The 20,051-nt window shown below is 32.2% G+C and carries 22 protein-coding genes; 9 read left to right on the top strand and 13 right to left on the bottom strand.

Going from position 1 to position 20,051, the window contains the following annotated elements; all coding sequences use genetic code 11:
* Positions 1-4: 4 nt before the first annotated feature.
* The 6 genes from HHX25_RS02140 to HHX25_RS02115 all read right to left on the bottom strand — a co-directional run bounded on the left by HHX25_RS02140 (position 5) and on the right by HHX25_RS02115 (position 4,085).
* Positions 5-877: an RNA polymerase sigma factor gene (locus tag HHX25_RS02140; protein WP_169669591.1), complete on the bottom strand. Its 873-nt coding sequence runs from the start codon at positions 875-877 to the stop codon at positions 5-7.
* A gap of 67 nt (positions 878-944) precedes the next feature.
* Positions 945-1,400 (bottom strand): YybH family protein, encoded by a 456-nt coding sequence (locus HHX25_RS02135; protein WP_169669589.1) that lies wholly within the window; start codon positions 1,398-1,400, stop codon positions 945-947.
* Between the two features lie 149 nt (positions 1,401-1,549).
* On the bottom strand, positions 1,550-2,140 hold the full coding sequence (locus HHX25_RS02130; protein ID WP_169669587.1) for a hypothetical protein: 591 nt from the start codon (positions 2,138-2,140) through the stop codon (positions 1,550-1,552).
* 61 nt (positions 2,141-2,201) lie between these two features.
* Positions 2,202-2,630, bottom strand: coding sequence for an RrF2 family transcriptional regulator (locus HHX25_RS02125; RefSeq protein WP_169669585.1), 429 nt, complete (start codon positions 2,628-2,630; stop codon positions 2,202-2,204).
* Positions 2,631-2,829: 199 nt separating this feature from the next.
* Positions 2,830-3,387 carry an NADPH-dependent FMN reductase gene (locus HHX25_RS02120; RefSeq protein WP_169669583.1) on the bottom strand — a complete coding sequence of 186 codons (558 nt, stop codon included), beginning with the start codon at positions 3,385-3,387 and terminating at the stop codon, positions 2,830-2,832.
* 38 nt (positions 3,388-3,425) lie between these two features.
* On the bottom strand, positions 3,426-4,085 hold the full coding sequence (locus tag HHX25_RS02115; protein ID WP_169669581.1) for a hypothetical protein: 660 nt from the start codon (positions 4,083-4,085) through the stop codon (positions 3,426-3,428).
* A 154-nt stretch (positions 4,086-4,239) separates the two neighbouring features.
* Between HHX25_RS02115 and HHX25_RS02110 the strand changes: the two genes are divergently transcribed.
* Both HHX25_RS02110 and HHX25_RS02105 read left to right on the top strand, forming a co-directional pair.
* The gene (locus HHX25_RS02110) at positions 4,240-5,736 is read left to right on the top strand and encodes a M48 family metallopeptidase (RefSeq protein WP_169669579.1); all 1,497 of its coding nucleotides are present in this window, start codon (positions 4,240-4,242) and stop codon (positions 5,734-5,736) included.
* Between the two features lie 534 nt (positions 5,737-6,270).
* Positions 6,271-6,996, top strand: a complete 726-nt coding sequence (locus HHX25_RS02105) for an energy transducer TonB (protein WP_169669576.1) — start codon at positions 6,271-6,273, stop codon at positions 6,994-6,996.
* Positions 6,997-7,107: 111 nt separating this feature from the next.
* On the opposite strand, the gene HHX25_RS02100 is transcribed toward HHX25_RS02105, so the two are convergent.
* A complete protein-coding gene (locus HHX25_RS02100) occupies positions 7,108-8,346 on the bottom strand; it encodes an alpha/beta hydrolase-fold protein (RefSeq protein WP_169669574.1) in 1,239 nt (412 codons plus the stop codon).
* 166 nt (positions 8,347-8,512) lie between these two features.
* On the opposite strand from HHX25_RS02100, the gene HHX25_RS02095 reads away from it, so the two are divergent.
* The 7 genes from HHX25_RS02095 to HHX25_RS02065 all read left to right on the top strand — a co-directional run bounded on the left by HHX25_RS02095 (position 8,513) and on the right by HHX25_RS02065 (position 13,853).
* Entirely contained in the window at positions 8,513-9,136 is a 624-nt protein-coding gene (locus tag HHX25_RS02095) for a hypothetical protein (protein ID WP_169669572.1), read from the top strand.
* A gap of 22 nt (positions 9,137-9,158) precedes the next feature.
* Complete coding sequence (locus tag HHX25_RS02090; protein WP_169669570.1) at positions 9,159-10,505, top strand: 2TM domain-containing protein; 1,347 nt, start codon at positions 9,159-9,161, stop codon at positions 10,503-10,505.
* 13 nt (positions 10,506-10,518) lie between these two features.
* Positions 10,519-10,827: a 2TM domain-containing protein gene (locus HHX25_RS02085; protein WP_169669568.1), complete on the top strand. Its 309-nt coding sequence runs from the start codon at positions 10,519-10,521 to the stop codon at positions 10,825-10,827.
* A gap of 10 nt (positions 10,828-10,837) precedes the next feature.
* Positions 10,838-11,164: a 2TM domain-containing protein gene (locus HHX25_RS02080; RefSeq protein WP_169669566.1), complete on the top strand. Its 327-nt coding sequence runs from the start codon at positions 10,838-10,840 to the stop codon at positions 11,162-11,164.
* Positions 11,165-11,290: 126 nt separating this feature from the next.
* Positions 11,291-12,046, top strand: a complete 756-nt coding sequence (locus HHX25_RS02075; RefSeq protein ID WP_169669565.1) for a LytR/AlgR family response regulator transcription factor — start codon at positions 11,291-11,293, stop codon at positions 12,044-12,046.
* A 117-nt stretch (positions 12,047-12,163) separates the two neighbouring features.
* On the top strand, positions 12,164-12,925 hold the full coding sequence (locus tag HHX25_RS02070) for an SDR family oxidoreductase (protein ID WP_169669564.1): 762 nt from the start codon (positions 12,164-12,166) through the stop codon (positions 12,923-12,925).
* Positions 12,926-12,938: 13 nt separating this feature from the next.
* Positions 12,939-13,853, top strand: a complete 915-nt coding sequence (locus tag HHX25_RS02065; protein WP_169669562.1) for a helix-turn-helix domain-containing protein — start codon at positions 12,939-12,941, stop codon at positions 13,851-13,853.
* A 51-nt stretch (positions 13,854-13,904) separates the two neighbouring features.
* Here HHX25_RS02065 and HHX25_RS02060 read toward each other — a convergent pair whose 3' ends face one another.
* From HHX25_RS02060 to HHX25_RS02035, 6 genes are all read right to left on the bottom strand, one after another.
* Entirely contained in the window at positions 13,905-15,314 is a 1,410-nt protein-coding gene (locus HHX25_RS02060; RefSeq protein WP_169669560.1) for a pyridoxal phosphate-dependent decarboxylase family protein, read from the bottom strand.
* Positions 15,315-15,479: 165 nt separating this feature from the next.
* Positions 15,480-17,171, bottom strand: coding sequence for a CotH kinase family protein (locus HHX25_RS02055; protein WP_169669557.1), 1,692 nt, complete (start codon positions 17,169-17,171; stop codon positions 15,480-15,482).
* A 180-nt stretch (positions 17,172-17,351) separates the two neighbouring features.
* Complete coding sequence (lpxD, locus tag HHX25_RS02050; RefSeq protein ID WP_169669556.1) at positions 17,352-18,344, bottom strand: UDP-3-O-(3-hydroxymyristoyl)glucosamine N-acyltransferase; 993 nt, start codon at positions 18,342-18,344, stop codon at positions 17,352-17,354.
* A 173-nt stretch (positions 18,345-18,517) separates the two neighbouring features.
* Positions 18,518-18,943, bottom strand: a complete 426-nt coding sequence (locus tag HHX25_RS02045; RefSeq protein WP_169669554.1) for a DoxX family protein — start codon at positions 18,941-18,943, stop codon at positions 18,518-18,520.
* Positions 18,944-18,945: 2 nt separating this feature from the next.
* Complete coding sequence (locus tag HHX25_RS02040) at positions 18,946-19,398, bottom strand: carboxymuconolactone decarboxylase family protein (protein ID WP_169669552.1); 453 nt, start codon at positions 19,396-19,398, stop codon at positions 18,946-18,948.
* 86 nt (positions 19,399-19,484) lie between these two features.
* Complete coding sequence (locus HHX25_RS02035) at positions 19,485-20,051, bottom strand: Crp/Fnr family transcriptional regulator (RefSeq protein ID WP_169669550.1); 567 nt, start codon at positions 20,049-20,051, stop codon at positions 19,485-19,487.

Below are 20,051 nucleotides of genomic sequence, written 5' to 3'. Positions count from 1 at the left end.
GGTTTTATTCGAAATTAAATGTTTCTTTTATAGTTTTTGAAGCCAGTAAGTTTTTTATGGATTCTAACTTGTCTGGGCTTTGTAAAAAAGGATGTTCTTGAAATAGTTTTTGATATTCGGATATTACCTCTCCCTTATAAGTTTCCAATTTTTCGTCAATTATGTTGTTAATTTTAGCAATGGTATTTTTTTGAAAATGTAAATTTATTGGATCAACATACCCCATTTTTATAAAACCTGCTGTTTTTCTGGCACAACGGCAGGGGTTACTTTTATTTATAAGGCCACATTTATTATCCATGAAATTATAAAGCTGTTTTTTTGCTCTATGGAGTTTAACCCTAAAGTTTTCCTTTGAAATTTCCATGATCTCACTGCCTATAGTATCTGTAAATTCAAACAACTCTCCAATAATGTAAATCATTCGTTGTTCTCTGTCAAGACATAGCAGCATACCTTTCATACAACTAATTTTTGCTTCTTCTACTAAAACTTTATTTTCAGCTTCGAAGGAATAGTTAGAAAGCGATTCATTTGGTAGTTGGTCAAGTCCTTGTCCGAATGCTTCAAATGTTAGAGGAATGGTTTCATTTTTTCCTCTTTTCATATTAAAGAAATGGTTTTTTACAATGCGATATATCCAGGTTTTAAATGCACTTTTTTGTTTAAATGAATCTAATTTTGTAACGATTTTTATTAAAACTTCCTGTGTTAGGTCTGCAGCCTCATCTCTATCACCAACAAAGGTTAAGCCCACATTATAAATCCAATCTTGATGTTTTTTAATAAGGCTTTCCAAAGCTTCCTTATTGCCTGCGAGAGATTGTTCTATTAAAAGAGTATCTGAAGTTGTTATGTCAAATGATTTTTTATCCATTTTAATTTTTAAAAATATAACATTTTGTCTTTGCATATACAAAGACAAAATGTTTATTAGAATGTTTTTATTTATTCATTAAAAACTGACCATGGGGATTGTCCAATATCATGAGCCATTGGCCATCTTTTTGTTTTCTTAATACAGCAACAGACAATCCGCTTTGTTCAATTTTGGTTCCGTCTGGGGCTTTTGCTGTCATTTGCCAAGGGGCTATATGTGTTGCAATGTTTCCTGTAATAAAAACTTCATGTCCACTGTAACTAAATATAGGATTTACCATAGACATACCTGTAAACATTTCTTGCAAAACGTTTGTATCTGATATTGGCGTTTCAGGTTCAAATACAACTACAGCATTGGGCTCATAGCAGGACATAACGCGATCGATATCTTTTTTTTGAAAAGCTTCTGTCATTTTTTCAATAGTACTTAATACATTTTTCTGTTCTGGTGTCATCTCTTTTGATTTTTTTATTTGAGCATTAGTAATCATTGAAGTCATACAAAATAGTGTGACCATGAGTAATTTTAAATGTGTTTTGTAAATCATAAAATTTCTTTTGTTAAATTATACGTGCTTTATAATTTAGACACAGCAGAAAGATGACCGTTACAGTAGATACGTTTTTTATATAAATCAGATACAATAGTGGGCAGAACATGAACGATTTAAAAAGCGTAACCAATATGAAGTGTTGCGAACATGGTTATGGGGGCAATGTCATACTCAGAAGCTCCTAAAGTGTTGTTCCCAGATATTTTTGATGTATAGCCTGCACCAGCCCAAGGTTTTATATATAGATTATTCTTAAATGGTTTTATGGTATAACCAAAATAAGCCATAGCAAGTATATTAGTGAATTTTTCTTTTCCATTAACATGACTGTTTTGTATTTTAAATTCTTGGACTCCGATTTGAGACCCTATAAACCATTTGTGGTTTACTTTTGAAAAATGATGTTCACCAAATAAACTATATCCTTGATTTAACCGAACATCCCATCCCTTATTCTTATTCTTGCTATTAAAATCTACAAGAAGATCTGGCATGTCCATAGCATAGGTACCAAAACCAAATAAAAGATGTTCACAATCTTTAGGTTGCAATCGTAAGTGAAAGCTATAGCCTTTGAACGCAAATGTTGCTGGATCTATTTCAATACTGATTTTTGTTTTACTATTAGCTTCTTGTGCAGATGAATAAAAGTTGATACTAAGTATCAAAACAATAGTTGCAATTCCTGTTTTTAAGTGTTTCATTTTTATATGGTTTTAATTGTTATACAATATATTTATTATATTTAGTTAAGATTAAAAAATATTAATGTCCCATTTCAATTAATACTTCTTCTATTGTTTTTTGATTCAGTATATGTTTCATTTGTTTTTCAGCATTTTCTAATAAGCCTGAAATTGATTTTTGTGCATTATTAGGTCTTTTACCTTCTGCCATAATGTTAAATGACGTTTGAAATAGCGGTTTACCAGTTTCCATGGCATTTAAAATATCAAGTATGGTGATTTGAGAAGGTTTTTTCATCAATCTGATACCGCCTTGCTTACCTTCCTTAGTCTCAACTATACCAGCAATCGAAAGGTTTTGTAAAATCTTCACCAAGGTTGGTTTCGGTATATTCAATATTTCAGAAATAGTTTTAGTAGAAAGAAATTCATATTGTCCTTGCCTTATTTTATCAGAGATAAAAATGACAACGAGCACTGCTTTAGAAAATGACAATGAATAACTCATACTATATATACTTAATATTTAGTATGCAAATATATACAACATTTTTAAATAAGCAAATATTTCTATTCAAGTTATTTCGAGATTTAAACAACTTGAATAGAAAAACTATTGACAAAAAACATAAATTTGTTTATTTTGGAAGTATGCTACTTTAAACGCATAGCGGCTAAGCAGAAGAAGCTATTGTTCAAACTACTTTTTACCATATAGGATTGCTTACAACCGTTTTAATTAGTTTTTTGTATGATTGAACAAATGTATCCAATTCAGCTTCGGTTTTATGGTCAATAACTTTGCCTTTTTTGTTCATTTTTCCTTTAACACCTTGTATTAGTAATGTGGTGTCATTTGTGAAATTGGTTTGAATGGCTTTCATAATCAATTTTAATTCTGCATGGGCTTTTACTCCACTTGCGGAAGCTGTTATCAGGCCCATTTTTTTGTTAGAAAGCACTGTTGTAGAAACACACCATTCAATAGCATTTTTTAACCCACTGGGGATGCTAAAAACATATTCTGGCGTACAAATTATTATACCGTCTGCATTTTCTATTAGATCTCGAAATACTTTTATTTTTGCTGGAATATTATCATCAGTCAACTCGGTCTTGAAATGTGGCAATTGAGCCAAGTTGTCTAAAATGGTTAAGTCGAAATCAGACTTCCCTTTTAATGCAATACTTTTCAAAATTGCAAGGCTCGAGGAGTTACTACTTGCACTCCCATTGATTCCTAAAATGTTTAGTTTTTTATTCATTTGGTTCTTGAGGTTATGGATTAATGTCTTAATATTTTTTATTCAATGTCTATTTCATCATAAATCTGTCCTTTCCAAAAGAGGGTTTTGTCAGATTCTAAAGTGTTTTTAAACTTAAAATCGAATACAGCTTTTATGATGCCTTTATTGAATAATATTTTATCTATTTTAATAGTGCCTTTTTCTAAAGGAAGAATATGCTTTGTTGAATGTCTAATGCTATTAAAGTCAATCCAAGCCGAGCAAGAATCGTTTTGAAATTCTAAAACAAGACTACTATGCGTTGAAACGTTATTTGATGATTCTCCTTTAATGATGCCGTTTTCTAATGTCTCAAATTCAATAAAATTAGTTCCTGCATATTCGTACAGATTACTTTCAGATTTTAAAGAGTGGAATATGTGTGTTGTATCAACAATTTTATAAAAAACCTGTAACGAATCTTTATAAATTTTACCCGATTCATCTTTCATTAGGTCAACTTCAGCTGGACAATCTCCATCACAGCTTAGTTGTCCAAACCTGTTTTTATATATGAATTCGGGGTAGCTCCATTTTTTCTTAAAAGAGAAGTCTCCTTTAAGGTTATTAACCCATTCAATCGGTGTTTTTTGAATAGTAATGGTTCCTTTTTTGATTGTTTTAAATGAAAATCCTACCAAGGTTAAAAACAATATGATTACAATTTTCGTCTTCATGTGTAAGTTTATATAACACCTAGCGTATATATATACGTTAAAATTGCGTGTGAGGTTTATGAATGAATGAATTTTTAATAAAACCACTATTTATAGTGATAGATTGAATAATTATAAAATATACATTTACTTACTAAAATATAGTAACCTACTTATGTCTTACCTATCAGAAACAATTTCAGATTTAGAAAAAGAACATCAAACAGCTTTAAGTTCTGCTCGAGAAAAAATGTTGACAGATATAAATGATGCCCAAGCCTTGGGAAATCGTCAACAAATGGAAGAAGCAAGTATTACTTTTCAAAATATAGCGTCAGAATTAGCAGAAAAATTCACTAAAAGAATTGAAGAGATTAATGCAATGAACCTGAAAGCTGTAACAGATAATGTACCACAAATTTATAGTAATGATAGAGCCGATATAGACCTAAATTTATTGGTATATGATGGTGATAGGGATTATGTTATTGATTTTGAAAAAGATGAATTAATACAAAGTACCTTAGAAAGAATTAATCAGAATAATGGCAAATTTAAGTCGCGTAAGCACCTGTTAAAGTCAAGTTTAAGACTAACAAAAACCTTAGCTCCTGTACTTCATGAAATTGGTGAGCATTGTAAAATAGTACTAAAGCTCAAAGGGGATATCGAGTTTTTTGTTTACCAAGGTGATATGTTTAATGCATCTTGTTACCCACCAGATGATGATAAATTATATATTATTTTATCTTCTGGGATTTTAGAACGCTTCTCTAAAGATGAATTAGCTTTTGTGGTAGGGCATGAAATTGGCCATGTACTTTTTGAGCACTTTAATTATCCCGTTAGACAGATTTTAGATGAAGGTAATGATGATTTAGCTCCAATCCATGCCATGAAATTGTATGCTTGGAATAGAAACGCAGAAATAAGTGCGGATAGAGCAGGGCTATTATGTTGTCAAAGTTTTGAAGCTGCTGGGCGTACTTTCTTTAAATTATCGTCTGGAGTTACTACAGACTCTTTAGACTTTCAACTAAATGAATACATAGGTCAGTTTGCAGATTTAGAAGAGGTTTTAAATGATGCCACTCATGACCCTTCAGATTGGTATACAACGCATCCTTTTAGTCCGTTACGAATCAAAGCTTTAGAGCTTTTTAATAAAAGTGAAACCTATGCTGCTTTTAATGAAGCTATAACAGGTGAAATTACTGAAGAAGCCATGGAGACAGAAATTAAGCGTATTATGTCGTTAATGGAACCAGAAAATTTAGAAGGTGATAGCGAACAATCAGAAAAAATACAGCGTTTTATGTTCCTTAGTGGCTATTTAATTGCTGAAGCAGATGGTGTTGTAGATGATTCCGAAATTCAAGCGTTAAGCTCCATTGTAGCTCCTAAAGTTTTTGCGAACTGCATCATAACTGTTAAAGAACTTGAAAGAGGAGAAATGATACGTGAGGTACAAACACTTGCTCAAGATCTGGATGTTGTATTATCTGTTATGCAAAAGCTTAATATGCTTAGAGATTTATCTATTATATCTTACGCAGATGGTGTCATTGATGAAAGTGAGGTACAGGTTTTATATAATCTGGCTAGGACGCTATACATTAATCCAGATTTTATAGACCGCATTATAAGTGATGCGCAAGGTGTAAATAATTAACGGGTTCGTTTTATTTACATGTAGTACTGTTGAAAATAAAGATAAATAGGTCTCGCTTTAAATAACCATAAAGGTTTCAGAGCGAGACATTTTTTATATAGTGTATGTCTGCTCATCATTTTGCAAAGTTTTGTCTGGCTTCCCTTAAGCGCTTAATTTAAAAAAATACTTTCCATTTTCATTTTTTAGAATTAGTATAAGGTTTAATATCTTTTCAAGTGAAGTTCTAAAGGAAACTATATATTGTTTTCTTGGTAGGTTTCTGAAGTTTTTATTGCATCCTAAGTCTTGGAACAAGACTATTGTCATTTCAGGTTATTTTAAGAAAAAACGCTCTAGTTATACTTTTTTATAAGTAAAGTGTAATTAATATATAAACAGTTTTCAATTAGTATCACATGTTTAAAATATGACATTGTTAAAATATATTGATTTTTTTGAGATATGATAAATGTCATAGTTGTTTTTGTGATAATATGATAATTTTAAACTAGTAATTAATGATAGTATTAACTATCAATAAATATTAGGGTCATGGAAGCTAAAAAGAATCCAAAATTGGAAATAAGTAGAAACAGTAGTATCTATTTTGCTATAGGTCTTAACATCATGTTACTTTTTTCTTGGCAAGCTTTAGAATATAAAACTTACGAAAAAGATGATGTGGTTATAGATCTCTTAGAAGTAGAAACTGAGCTGCAGGAGGATATTCCTATTGTTAATGTGAACACCCCGCCACCGCCACCGCCACCAGTAGCTGTTCAGCAATCTATTCAAATTGTTGACGATGTTGAAGAGATAGAAGAAACTATTATTGAAAGTACTGAAACATCACAAGAAGAAGCTATACGAGATATCGTTGAGGTAAGTGACGTAGAGGTAGAGGAAGTAGAGGAAGAAGTACAAGTGGCTTTTGCCGTTATAGAAAATGTACCTGTTTTTCCTGGATGTGAAGGACAATCAAAAAAGAAAATGAAAGATTGTTTTCAACAGAAAATGCAGGAGCATGTGATTAAAAATTTTGAATACCCGCAAGAAGCTTTAGATTTAGGGATACAGGGACGTGTATCAATAATATTCATCATAGATTCTAATGGGCATATAACTGGAGTGAAATCTAGAGGGCCAGATAAAATTTTAGAAGAAGAAGCTGAACGTATTATTGGATTATTACCTAAGATGAAACCAGGTACCCAGCGTGGTAAACCAGTAAAAGTAGCTTATGCATTGCCTATATTCTTTAAGTTTAATGAGGGATAACAATAAGGGTTAATAAATAGTTGGATATAAATATGTAAACTAAGGTTTGAAAAAACATTTAAACGTTTTTTCAAACCTTAGTTTTATAGAATAGACACTATCCCTTAATTATTACATTTTTAACCTATCCAGCTTTTCTTGGGAGTAGTCATTGCCCCCATTCGTCTCCATAGCTTTGGTATAGGCATCAATCGCTTTTTTATTTTCGTTTTGTGCAACATAGTAATCACCTAAAGAATCATAAACATTCGAGCTATTTGGAAAATTCTCAACATTTAATTTAAAAAAGGCTAAAGCCTTGTCGTTCTTTTCTTGATTCATAAATCCATAGCCTAATTGATTTACCAAATCTTCACTAGGAGGCACAGTATAACCAAACTTTTCGGATATAGTTTTATAATGCTCATTAATAATTTTTAAAGCTTTTTTTGTCGATGTTTTTTTATCAATTATAATATTAAATTTCTCTCCTATGTTGTACCACGAAAAAAGAAAATGAAAAGCATCGTATTCTGTAATTAGTGGCACACTACCGTGCGTATCTTTATCATAATATTTATAATCAAAATTTAATTTATTTTTAGATTCGGGAACAATGGCTTTACAGAATTTTAAAATAGCACGGATATGATTAGTTCTTTCACCTGTATCACCCTCAACAGTGTTAATTGAATGCTCTGTATTCATTATAGTATTGGCAATTCCAATAAAAAGTGATTTGTTTTCAAATGATTTTGAACTTAAGGTATTAGTGGCCTCGTTTAAAACGCGACGATTGTCCCACCATAAACTCGGGTCTATAGCAATAAAGTTGTTAAAAAGGTGCGGACGTTTAAGAAGTATGTTAATGGCTGTTAAGCCTCCCAGAGAATGCCCTATAAGTGTGCGGTATTGGTTTACAGGATACTTATTATTTATATACGGTATGAGTTCGTTTTCTAAGAAATCCATAAATTTTATACCCCCACCAGATGTATTGGGACGTTTGCCATTTTCAACATGTGTAGGTGTTAAATCACGCATTCTATCTGTATTGGGGATAGCCACTACAATCATTTTAGGAACTTTAGTGGTACCGTTTATAGAGCTCATCTGTCTTAGCATACCTGTAACAGAAACAAAATGTGCATCACCATCTAATAAATAAATTACAGGGTATTTTTCTTTTGACCCTTTTAGGGTATTAGGTACATGAACCCAAATTTTCCGTTGTTCGTTAAGTACATTAGATTGTAAACTATCTATAGAGCCTATAACAATTTTATTTTCAAGAGTCATAATTTGGGCATGGTTCATATTTAAAAAGCTCCCAAATATTAGGGTTATAAAGAGAAGGAGTGATTTTTTCATGCCAGATTTTTTAATAGATATCTACTAATTTAATAACTTTTAAGTATGTGTGGTTAAGGTTTAACATTTCATCTGTAAAAAATAACAGTTCGGTAAGTTGGTTTTTAAAAATAAGTAGTAGGATAAGATATTTACCTCATAATTAATTTAATATAAATACAAATACATGAAACATCTAATCATTATTACAACACTATTGGTTTCAGGATTTATACATTCTCAAACTAATTATGAAAAAGGTATGCAAAAGGCTTTCGAACTTTGGGGAAGCAATAATCCGATCGAAGCGTCAAATATGTTCGAACGTATAGCGAAGGCAGAATCGGATAATTGGCTGCCATCGTATTATGCTGCTCAAATTAATATTACTAGCAGTTTTGGAGAAAAAGATGAAAAGAAGCTAACGGCACAATTAAAAAAAGCTCAGGATTTAATTAATGATGCTACAGCTATCTCAAAAGACAATCCAGAAATTTTAGTGATGCAAGCATTGTTACACACAGCGTGGGTGGCTTTTGACGGTGCTACATATGGAGCAACTTTATCTGGAAAGGTAGTTGAACTATATGCTAGAGCATCACAAATTGCACCAAAAAATCCAAGAGTTGTTTATTGTCAGGCAGAATGGAACATGGGGAGTGCACGCTATTTTGGACAAGACACAACACCATTTTGTAAAGATCTGGAAAGAGCCATAGAACTTTTTGTTAACTTTAAGCCAGAAACACCATTTCACCCTAATTGGGGTAAAGAACGCGCTGCTCAAGTATTAGCATCTTGCAGAAAATAATTTAGATCTTATAAAAAAGGTTATGACAAAATCAATTAAGAATATCTTTATCATATTTGTTATTGGATGTATCATTTTTGTGATAAGCAATTTCCTATCAGATGATGGATTTCATTTCAATAGTCTTAATGAATTTTTAATTGAATTTGTTTTTAATCAATTATACTCTTTTGTTCTGGGGTTTTCCAATATGTACTTCTTCAATTATTTTAATGGGCTTAATTGGAAAAAAGGACAAGTAGCTAAGCGCATTATACTAGGAATTATAGGGTCTACTGTTGTTACGTTAATTGGCCTGTTTGTACTGAGAATGATTACGGCTTTAAGCCTTAAAGGAGAATCACTTTATGAATTTATTGCTAATGAAACGTTTAAATCGTATCAATTTGGATTATGGGTAACCTTAACTCTTGTTATTATTTTTCATGTTTTTTACATCTATAATAAGTATCAACAAAATAGGATAAAAGAGCAAAAGGTTATAGCTGGAACTGCAAGTGCTAAATTTGATGCCTTAAAAAATCAGTTAGATCCACATTTCTTATTCAATAGTTTAAATGTACTAACCAGTTTAATAGAAGAAAATCCAGATAATGCCCAGAAGTTTACCACCTCTTTATCTAAAGTATACCGTTATGTTTTGGAACAGAAAGATAAAGAGTTGGTAACTGTTGATGAAGAATTACAATTTGCAAAAACTTATATGTCTTTGGTGAAAATGCGTTTTGAAGACAGCATCGTTTTTGATATGCCAGAAAAAGCATTCAATCCAGAAAGTAAAGTAGTGCCGTTATCATTACAATTACTTTTAGAAAATGCCGTGAAACATAATATGGTAATGTCTAGTAAACCTTTGCACATAAAAATTTATGAAAGCAAGGGTAATTTGGTTGTCGAAAACAATTTACAACCCAAACAAATAGTAAAAAAGAGTAGTGGCGTGGGGCTTAATAATATAAAACAGCGCTACGATTTATTAACGAATAGAAAAGTAAACATTAATAAAGAAGCAAATAGCTTTGCAGTAGCTATACCAATGCTTACAAAACAAATTATAGTCATGAGATCACGATCAACACCAGAAATGGACGATAGTTATGTGCGAGCGCGTAACCATGTAGAAGAACTTAAAGGGTTTTATTATAGCCTAATATCATATTGTTTAGTTATTCCGTTTTTAATATTTATTAACTATAGAACGTCTTGGGGTTTTCAATGGTTTTGGTTTCCAATGTTCGGTTGGGGTATTGGTTTGGCCATTCAGGCTTTTAGGGTTTTTGTCAATGACGGCGCTTTTGGTAGAAACTGGGAAAAACGTAAAATAGAGGAGTATATGCGGGAAGAAGAAGATAATAGACATTGGAAATAAAAATAAGGAAGTCATGAAAAAAATACCAGATTCAGAAATAGAAAGTAAATATTTAAGAGCACGTAAAAAAGTAGAAGACATTAAAGGCTTTTATTATAATTTAATAGCGTATTGCTTGGTAATTCCTTTTTTAGCTTTTGTTAATTATAAAACAAGTTGGGGATATCAATGGTTTTGGTTTCCAATGGCAGGTTGGGGAGTAGGTTTAGGCTTCCATGCATATCATGTATTTGTAGATACAGGTATTTTAGGGCGTAGATGGGAAGAAAGAAAAATACAGGAGTTTATAGAAGAGGAAGAGGAAAAAATGCGTTGGGGCTAAATTTTAAGAAATGGAAAAAAGAGATCGTTATACATCAGAAGAATATAAGCGAGAAGATGCTTACTTAAGAGCTCAAAAAAGACTCAAAGAAATAAAAGGTTTTTATTGGCATGCATTCTGGTATGTGGCTGTAAATATATTTATTTTTGTTATGATTGTCATAAACTCTAACGATAGTATTTGGCATTTTGGGACGTTTTCCACACCACTCTTTTGGGGAATTGGCTTAGCCTTTCATGCTTTGAATGTATTTGGTAAAAACTTATTTTTTGGTAAAAAGTGGGAGCAACGCAAGATAAATGAGTTTTTGGATAAAGACAAAAAACGCTGGGAATGACGATGCCCATTAAATAGTGTTCCAAATCATATTTTTATTTCAATGTAAGGAGCTAGTACCGTAATAAATAATCTGTTAACCTTAAATTATTTCGATAACCAATAATAAACAAAACCAGATACAAAAATGAACGTGATCATTATTGAAGACGAGAAACCATCTGCAAGACGTTTGCAGCGCATGTTGAAAACATTGAATATGGAAGCTCAAACCTTGTTACATTCTGTTGAAGAATCGATACAATGGTTTCAAAATAATACCCATCCCGATTTAATTTTTCTCGATATTCAATTAAGTGATGGTCTGTCATTCGAAATTTTCGAATCTATAGAGATTAAAAGTGCCGTTATTTTCACTACAGCTTATGACGAGTATGCACTGCAAGCCTTTAAATTAAATAGTATAGATTATTTGTTAAAACCTATTGATGAAGATGATTTAGCAATAGCGGTAAAAAAATATCAAGAGCGTTCTCCTCAAAAGCAAGCAGTAACTTTAGATTTTAATGATATTAAAAAGCTTTTAGTAAATCCGATAGACCGAGAATATAAAAAACGCTTTTCTGTAAAGGTTGGACAGCACTTAAAACTTATCAATATTGATGATATAGAGTGCTTTTACAGCGAAAATAAAGGGACATACTTATACACCACTGAAGGTAGAAACTATCTGTTGGATACAACATTAGAGCATTTAGAAAATGAACTAGAACCTCAAACTTTTTTTAGAATTAGCCGAAAATTCTTTGTAAACATTAATGCTATAAAAGATATGGTAAGCTATACCAACTCACGTTTGCAAATAAAGTTAAACACATACCATGAACAGGAGGTTGTAGTAGCCAGAGAGCGTGTTAAAGACTTTAAGGCTTGGTTGGAATAATTGTGAAATAGAATTGAATTAGTTGCTAATCTACAGTTTGACTACAGTATTCTTGAATTTGGCTACAAATTAATTTTTGTTTCTGCTAAACTTTGCAAAAACAAAAATTATTAAAAAATGGAAAAAAATAAAATTGCATTGGTAACAGGTGGTAGTCGTGGCTTAGGGAGAGATATGGCTATAAACTTGTCTAAAAAAGGTATGGATGTTATAATTACTTATAATAGCAATAAAGAATCTGCTAATAAGGTAATTCGCGAGATTCAGAATAATGGACAAAAAGCAAAGGCTTTTCAGTTAGATGCAAGTAAAATAAAAGAGTTTGAAAGCTTTTTTGATCAAGTAACCTCTTATCTTACTACTGAATATGGAAGCCCTAATTTTGATTTCCTTATAAACAATGCTGGAACGGGGGTTAATCAGCGCATTGAAAAAACTACTGAAGTAGAATTTGACGAGATGTTAAATATTCATTTTAAAGGAGTATATTTCTTGACGCAAAAAGCCTTATCTTATATCAATAGTAAAGGCCGTATTATTAACATATCGTCTGGATTAACACGGTTTTCTTTGCCTGGATCATCTGTTTATGCCTGCATGAAAGGAGCTGTTGAAATTTTTAGTAGATATTTAGCCAAAGAATTGGGAGATAAAGGAATTACCTCTAATGTTATCGCTCCTGGTGCTATTGCTACCGATTTTGGAGGAGGCGTTAATAGGGACGATCAAGGGAAAAGAGATATTATTGCTAATATTACAGCACTGGGGAGAGTTGGAGAAGCAGAAGACATTGGTGGTGTTGTAGCTTTTCTTTGTACAGAAGAGGCACAATGGATTAATGGTCAACGCATTGAAGTTTCTGGTGGCATGTTGCTGTAAATTCGAAAGTAAAATGAAAAACAAAATACGCAAGATTGAAACTATAAGTGAATTCCACAAGATTAGGGGGATACCTAGTCCGTTGCACCCTTTGGTGAGTTTGGTTGACTATGGAGCTACGAAAATATTTCCAGAACATATTGGAGAGCATTGGATTTTTGATTTTTATTCTATTGGTGTAAAGAGAAATGTTGGAAAAGTAAGATATGGTCAGCAAAAGTATGATTTTGATCAAGGCCTAATGTCTTTCATAGCCCCTGGACAAATTCTGAGTATAGAATCTAATACAAAAGCCAATCTGAAACCATCAGGTTGGCTATTGCTCATTCATCCAGATTACCTTTGGAATTCTTCCGTTTTGAAAACAATCAAGCAATATGATTTTTTTGATTACTCAATAAATGAGGCACTTTTTATGTCTGAGAAAGAAGAAGGTGTTATTGAAGGGGTTTTTCAAAATATTAAGCAAGAAATAGAAAATAATATTGATAATTTTAGTCAGAATATCATCATAGCCCAAATAGAGTTGTTGCTCAACTATGCTCAGCGATTTTATCAACGTCAATTCATTACAAGAAAAAAAATAAGTCATCATAAATTAAATGAAGTTGAAGCGCTGCTTGATAATTATTTTAACAGTGAAGCTATCGTAGATAATGGCTTACCAACGGTTCAATATGTCGCCAATTCCCTAAATATGTCTTCGGGGTATTTAAGTAGTTTGCTTAAAAGTTTAACAGGACAAACAACACAACAGCATATACACGTTAAGCTCATTGAAAAGGCAAAAGAAAAATTATCGACAACAGATTTATCGGTTGGTGAAATTGCTTATGAGCTAGGATTTGAACATTCACAATCGTTTAGTAAATTATTTAAAACAAAAACAAATCTTTCACCTTTGGAATTTCGAGCCTCATTTAATTGATGGCTATTATTGGTAAGGTGCTATTGTTTTTTCGGTTAGCCCCATCATTTTTTATGAATTGTTTTTTATTGAGATTTGTTCCCTGGCCTTTACAAACGATAAAACAGAACGAGTAACATCTGCCTCGGTGGTTGCCCATGAGCAAACGCTTATTCTAATGACTTTTTTATCAAACCATTGAGAACCCCCACACCAACATACTCTTAACTCTTGTATCTTTTTAAGAGTCGCTTCGGTTTCAAGGTCATTATCACAAGCCACTAAAACTTGGTTGAACACCACATCGTTTAGTATATTGAATCCATATTCAGAAAGTTCTTTGGCAAATTGTACGGCTCTTAAGTGTAATCCATAAACCAATGCATCTATTCCCCGTTTTCCTAAATATTTCATGGTAGCCCAAAGCTCTACGGCTCTTGCTCTTCTGGACATTTCAGGAGTATAGAGCATACCATCTCTTTGTTCTCCATATACAACATAAGAGCCTGTTGTTTGAAGTGCAGAAACCAAAGCCTCTCTGTCTTTACATAAAACAATACCACTGTCGTATGGTGTGTTTAAGGTTTTATGACCGTCAACAGACCATGAATCTGCTTTTTCGATTCCAGCGGTTAAATATTTGAGTTTTTCCGAACCAGCAGCCCATAACCCAAAAGCGCCATCGATATGAATCCAAGCATTGGCTTTTTTCGCCATATCACATATGTCATTAAAGGCATCAAATGAACCTGAATTAACATTGCCAGCTTGAAGAAGCAGTATGGTGTTTTCATCTAGTTTTGGGATTTTTTCAAAAATGATTCTTCCCTGGTTATCGACATCTACCCATTCTATATTATCTTTTCCAAAGCCAAGTAACGCTACAGCTTTTACAACAGTTCCATGGGCATGTCTTCCTGCCACGATTCTAATTTTTGGAGCATTAATAAATCCTTTAGCATTAATATCCCAGTTTAACCTCTGAAAAATTTTAAATCTTGCAGCTGCAAGTCCACATAAAATAGCCATAGAAGATCCGCTTACAAAGCCTGCAACTGTTGTTTTGGGCAAGTTAAAAAGTTGTATTAACCACTTTTCGGCTACGGTTTCAAGTTTTGAGGTTATTGGAGACGTTACATATAAAGGTGTGTTTTGATCCCAGAAATCATTTAACCATTTTGCTGCTAAGGCAACTGGAATAATACCACCATTTACTAATCCAAAATATCGACCTCCAATTTGAGATACTGTTGCAGGCGAACCAAATTTATGGAGAGTATCTAAAACTTCTTTTGAGTTTCCCGTGTTTTCAGGAATGCCCTCATCGAATATTTTTAATTGCTCGATGGCATTTTCTGTTGGAAAAACATGTCTTTCTAACGACTTATCAGCATAATCAAATGCATATGCTTTAATTTGATTGAATATGTCTTTTTCAATCATTTCTTTCTGCATTTGTTCTTGTAAATTGTTTTCTGCCATTTTTTTGTGTTGAGTTTCAAATTTACAGAATGTTTACCTAAATAACATACGTGCTTGTTACGATAAGCAGGGAGACTTTGCTTTACCAGAGCTAGAGCTACTCAAACGACGAATGAAGCTGGAGCTTTAAAAGTACATAACAAATAAATACTTGTGACTATTGTGTTACTTTACTAAAAGTTTATAAGTTTCATTATCTAAAACCATGAAATAATAACCTTTTTCTAGATTTTTAATGGGTATAAAGTTTTCTTTAATGTTACCCTGATTAATTAGTTTTCCAGAAAAATTAAATAATTTGTATTCTTTGTCTGCTAAATAATTAATATTGGCTATATATATTTTGTCTTTTATGGGATTGGGAAATATGGATACTTTATTCTCCTTAGAATTATTTTCATTTACCGATAAGATATTGCCAAAATAAGTATCTAAATAATTTAACCTATTTTCAAGCCAATTTAACATATATAATAGATCTTGTTCACTAAATGGGTAATTAGAGTGTACTAAAGCTTCTCTTTCATAAATTTTATTGTTTAAAAGAAATTCATATTGAGTTTCAATGGCTTCAATCAAAGAAGTACTATCGAAAACATTATTTCTATATTCAAACCATTTATTTGAAATAGCTGTGGCAGAATTATTTGGATTTAATACTATAACTCTATCAATTAATCCATTAATCAATATGTCATTGGTGATGTTTTCATTATTGCCATTCCATATGGTTCCAAAACAACCATCTAGATCCCAAGGAACATAAAAGTAGGGTTCATCAGATTGATATTTAGCAAGGTAAACATTTTTTCCTGTGTTATCCGTTGCTCTTAATAGATTAAGGAATAAGAAATAATCGGAATAATTATCAAAATCAAATTCTTCCCAGATATTATCAATAAACTGGGTGTTAGAAGAATTCATTACAAAATCTGTAAACTGATATAAATTATCCCAATCTGTTATATCATCATCTTTGGGGTATTTCATTTCATAACCACCCCAAATTCTACTACTATTATCATAAGTGGGCAATCTTGTAAAATTTACAGCTCCTCCCCAAGATACGCCTTTATAAAGTTCACCTCTTATTTCGTCCTTAAAGCTTTTAAGTTTTAATTGTTTTTTATCAACTTGTTCAGAAAGATTATATATACCATTATAACCACCATTTAAAAATAGCTCCACATACTTCACATCTGCACCAGATTTAGCTTTGGACTCATCTTCTAGGTAATTGGGGGTATGTAAATCAAGCCACAATTTATTTGCAACATAACTTCTTAATCTTAAAGGCTCATTATATAAGGCATCTAGTATCCAATCATCGTCAGATCTCAGATTTCCAAATTGAACATTATGAGTGTCCTCTCCGTTGTCATCTTCCCAAAATTCCAAATCGTAAGTTTTTTTAGGGAAACTTTGTGAAAATCCACCTCTTAATTCTATGCCTATTTTAGATATTAAAATCTGTTCATTGTCAGCATAAACAAAGTTTGCAAGTGTTTTTGGTTCGTCTAAAATTGTACTGGAGCTTTCTATTGAAATAATGGGTAGTTGTGTAAAATATAATGTGTATTGATTAGCGGTGCTTGTCCCGGTAACTAAATAAGAATTTGAGTACTCCAAGGCAGTTGGTATGGAATTGAAGCTATAATCATTTTGGTTTAAAGACATAATGACTTCACTAAAGCCAGAAATATTATTATAAGTTTCAATATTTTCAATATGAGAAACTATTAAGGAGTTTGCTTCATCTATTTTAAAGTGATTTTCGGAAATATTAATGGTTAATGGTTGTGATAGTCCCAAAATTGAATTTAGCAATATTGAGAGCGTTAAAAATAAGTTCTTCATTTTAATATATAACGTTTTATAACAGTTTTGCTAACTATACAGAACATATTGGCATTTAAAGCCTAATATATAACATATAAGGCAAAAGCCATTTTTTATGGTTATTATTGAACCAGTTAAGCAAGTTACATAAAACACAGAAGAAAATACATACTTTGTTTTATTTAAAATAGGATAAAACTATTTTTTAGCAAGTTTTCTCATGACAACCCATTGCTTCAGCATATCTCTCGCATCTTGTGCAGGATAGCCTAAAACAGTCTCTCCAGCTTTTACATTATTCATAACACCAGAACCCGCACCAACGGTAGCACCAGATTCTATGGTTGTATGGTCTTTAATAGAGGCGCTGCCTCCAATAATAACACCATCTCCTAAAGTTACAGAACCCGCTAGTCCACTATGTCCAGCCATAATACATGAACGTCCCATAACACTATTATGCGCAATTTGCACCAGGTTATCTATTTTACAACCATCTCCAACAATTGTTGCGCTAAACTTGGCACGATCAACACAAGAGTTAGCACCTATTTCAACATAATGCCCAATAATAACATTACCAATTTGTGGTATTTTAACAAGTCCACGCCCATCATCGCTTGGCCGATATCCAAAGCCGTCTGCACCAATACTTACATTCGTATGAAAAATACAATGACTTCCAATAATACAGCGTTCTCGAATTACTGTTCCAGACCAAACAATGGTATTGTTCCCAATGGTAGTTTCATCAAAAACACAGACATTGGCATATAGAATAACACCACTGCCGAGTTCTACATTTTTGCCAATATAGCAGTTGGCTCCAATTTTACAACCATCTCCTATTTTTGCAGTTTCATGAATAACAGCTGTAGGGTGGATATCGGTTTCGAATTCTGGTGTAGACGGATTATAAAGTTCTAAAATTTTTGCCATGGCCAAATCGGCATTTTTTACTTTAATTAATGCCCGATTATCTCCAGGTTCGATATTTAAATTGTCATTTACAACAGCAGCGCAGGCTTTTGAGCTGGCCCAATGTTTAATATATTTTGTACTCCCTATGAAGGTTATATGATTAATACTGGCATTCTGTAATTGTTCGGGGCCATTAATTGATTGCAGGGTATGTCCTATTAATTCGCCTTTTAGAATGTCATTAATTTCATTTATCGTGTAAGATGTCATCTGTGTATTTTTGGTTAGAGGGTTAGTAGTTACTCGTAAATCTAACAGAAATAAAATAGAATCCGCCTTTTTTTGAAATCTTATCCTTGTAAAAACGAAAATATCCCGTAAAAAATAATACTTATATTACCTTTTACGGGATATTGTGCTAATAATAGTATGCTTGCGTTTAGCTACTTCTTACTTAAGACCCCATCGATTTCAAAATATTTTTCTTTCATGAGGCTTAAAGCAAAAGCTGCTGCAGAAGCTGATAATACGGAATAATCGAAAACACCTTTAATCCCTGTTGAAAAACTCATTGCCAAAGCAAAAACTAATAGCAGGTATCCGCTTAGTTTTGCAAATAATTCGGTTTTCCAACCTACTAGTAAACCTATGGCAAAAATGATTTCTGCGACTGTAGCGGTTGTTCCTAAAAAAGGAATAAGAGATTTTGGAACTATAGGGTTGATAACCTGTGTGTAATCTAAAAAGGACTGCCAATTCCCCCAAGCAGATACCTCTTTTTGCCAAAACCCGAATCTATCGGCCACAGCAGAAAGAAACCCTATGCTAATGGCTAACCTTAAAAATAATTTAATAATATTTTGATTCATAATTAATGTTCTATTTCATAGTTTCCAGGTGTGAATTGAAACACTTTCATGAGCCTGTTCCATGTATTTATTTGGGTTATGGCAAGAGATAAGTAGCAAATTTCATCTTTGTTAAAATGTTCTAATAAAGCTAGGTAATCTGCTTCAGGGATTGGTGCACTACTTATTTTTGTAACGGTTTCTGCAAATTTTAAAGCTGTTCTTTCTTTATTTGAAAAATAAGGGGTTTCTTCCCAAACGCATAAGGAAGACAAACGTAATTCTGTTTCGCCTGTATGTTTTAATTCTTTATAATGCATGTCTACACAATAAGCGCATCCATTTTTTTGAGAAACCCTAAGCTTTATAAGTTCTAAGAGTTTGTTTTCAAGAGGTGAATTAGTTAATGAGTCTTCTATAGTTCTCAAGTTTTCAAACATGCCCTTTGGGATATCGGTATAAGAAATTCGTTCCATAATGTTGTATTGTTTTTTTATTATGAGACAAAGTTAGAATGGAAAAAAATGATAAAAATTAAGATGTCTTAAGAAATAAAGATTGTTTATTTTTTTCTAAGCTCACTTAAATATTCTGGAGTGATATCAAGGTAGGAAGCTATCATGTATTGGGGCACTCTTTGAGAAAATGTTTTGAGTTCATTTATAAATATATCATACCTTTTTTTACTATTCATTTTAACATAATGCTCATTTTTACGTTCTATAGCAATAAACATTTTTTCGGTAATGATTCTAAATACACGTTCTAGTTTAGGTATGGCAGCATAGGCTTTTTCTAAATTAACTTTATTAATGGCAAGTATGGTAGTTTCTTCTAAAGCTTGGATATATAAAAGAGAAGCTTGTTCGTTAATAAAACTTTCCAGGTTGGTCATCCACCAATTTTCTATGCCAAAATGAATAATGTTTTCATTGCCCCTTTCGTCAATCTTAAATACACGTATGAGCCCTTCTATAATAAAGAATCTAGTTTTGCAAACCTCTCCTTCTTTTAAAAGAAACTCTTTTTTTTGAAATGTTTGTAGCGTTAGATAACTATAAAATAAATTCATTTCTTCTTCAGAAAAAGGAACATAACGATTTAAATACGCATGAAGCTGTTCTTTCAT

This window comes from Flavivirga algicola (assembly GCF_012910715.1).
GTDB lineage: Bacteria > Bacteroidota > Bacteroidia > Flavobacteriales > Flavobacteriaceae > Flavivirga > Flavivirga algicola.
Note: the sequence above shows the minus strand (reverse complement) of the source record. Positions and strands in the feature narration are given on the sequence as shown.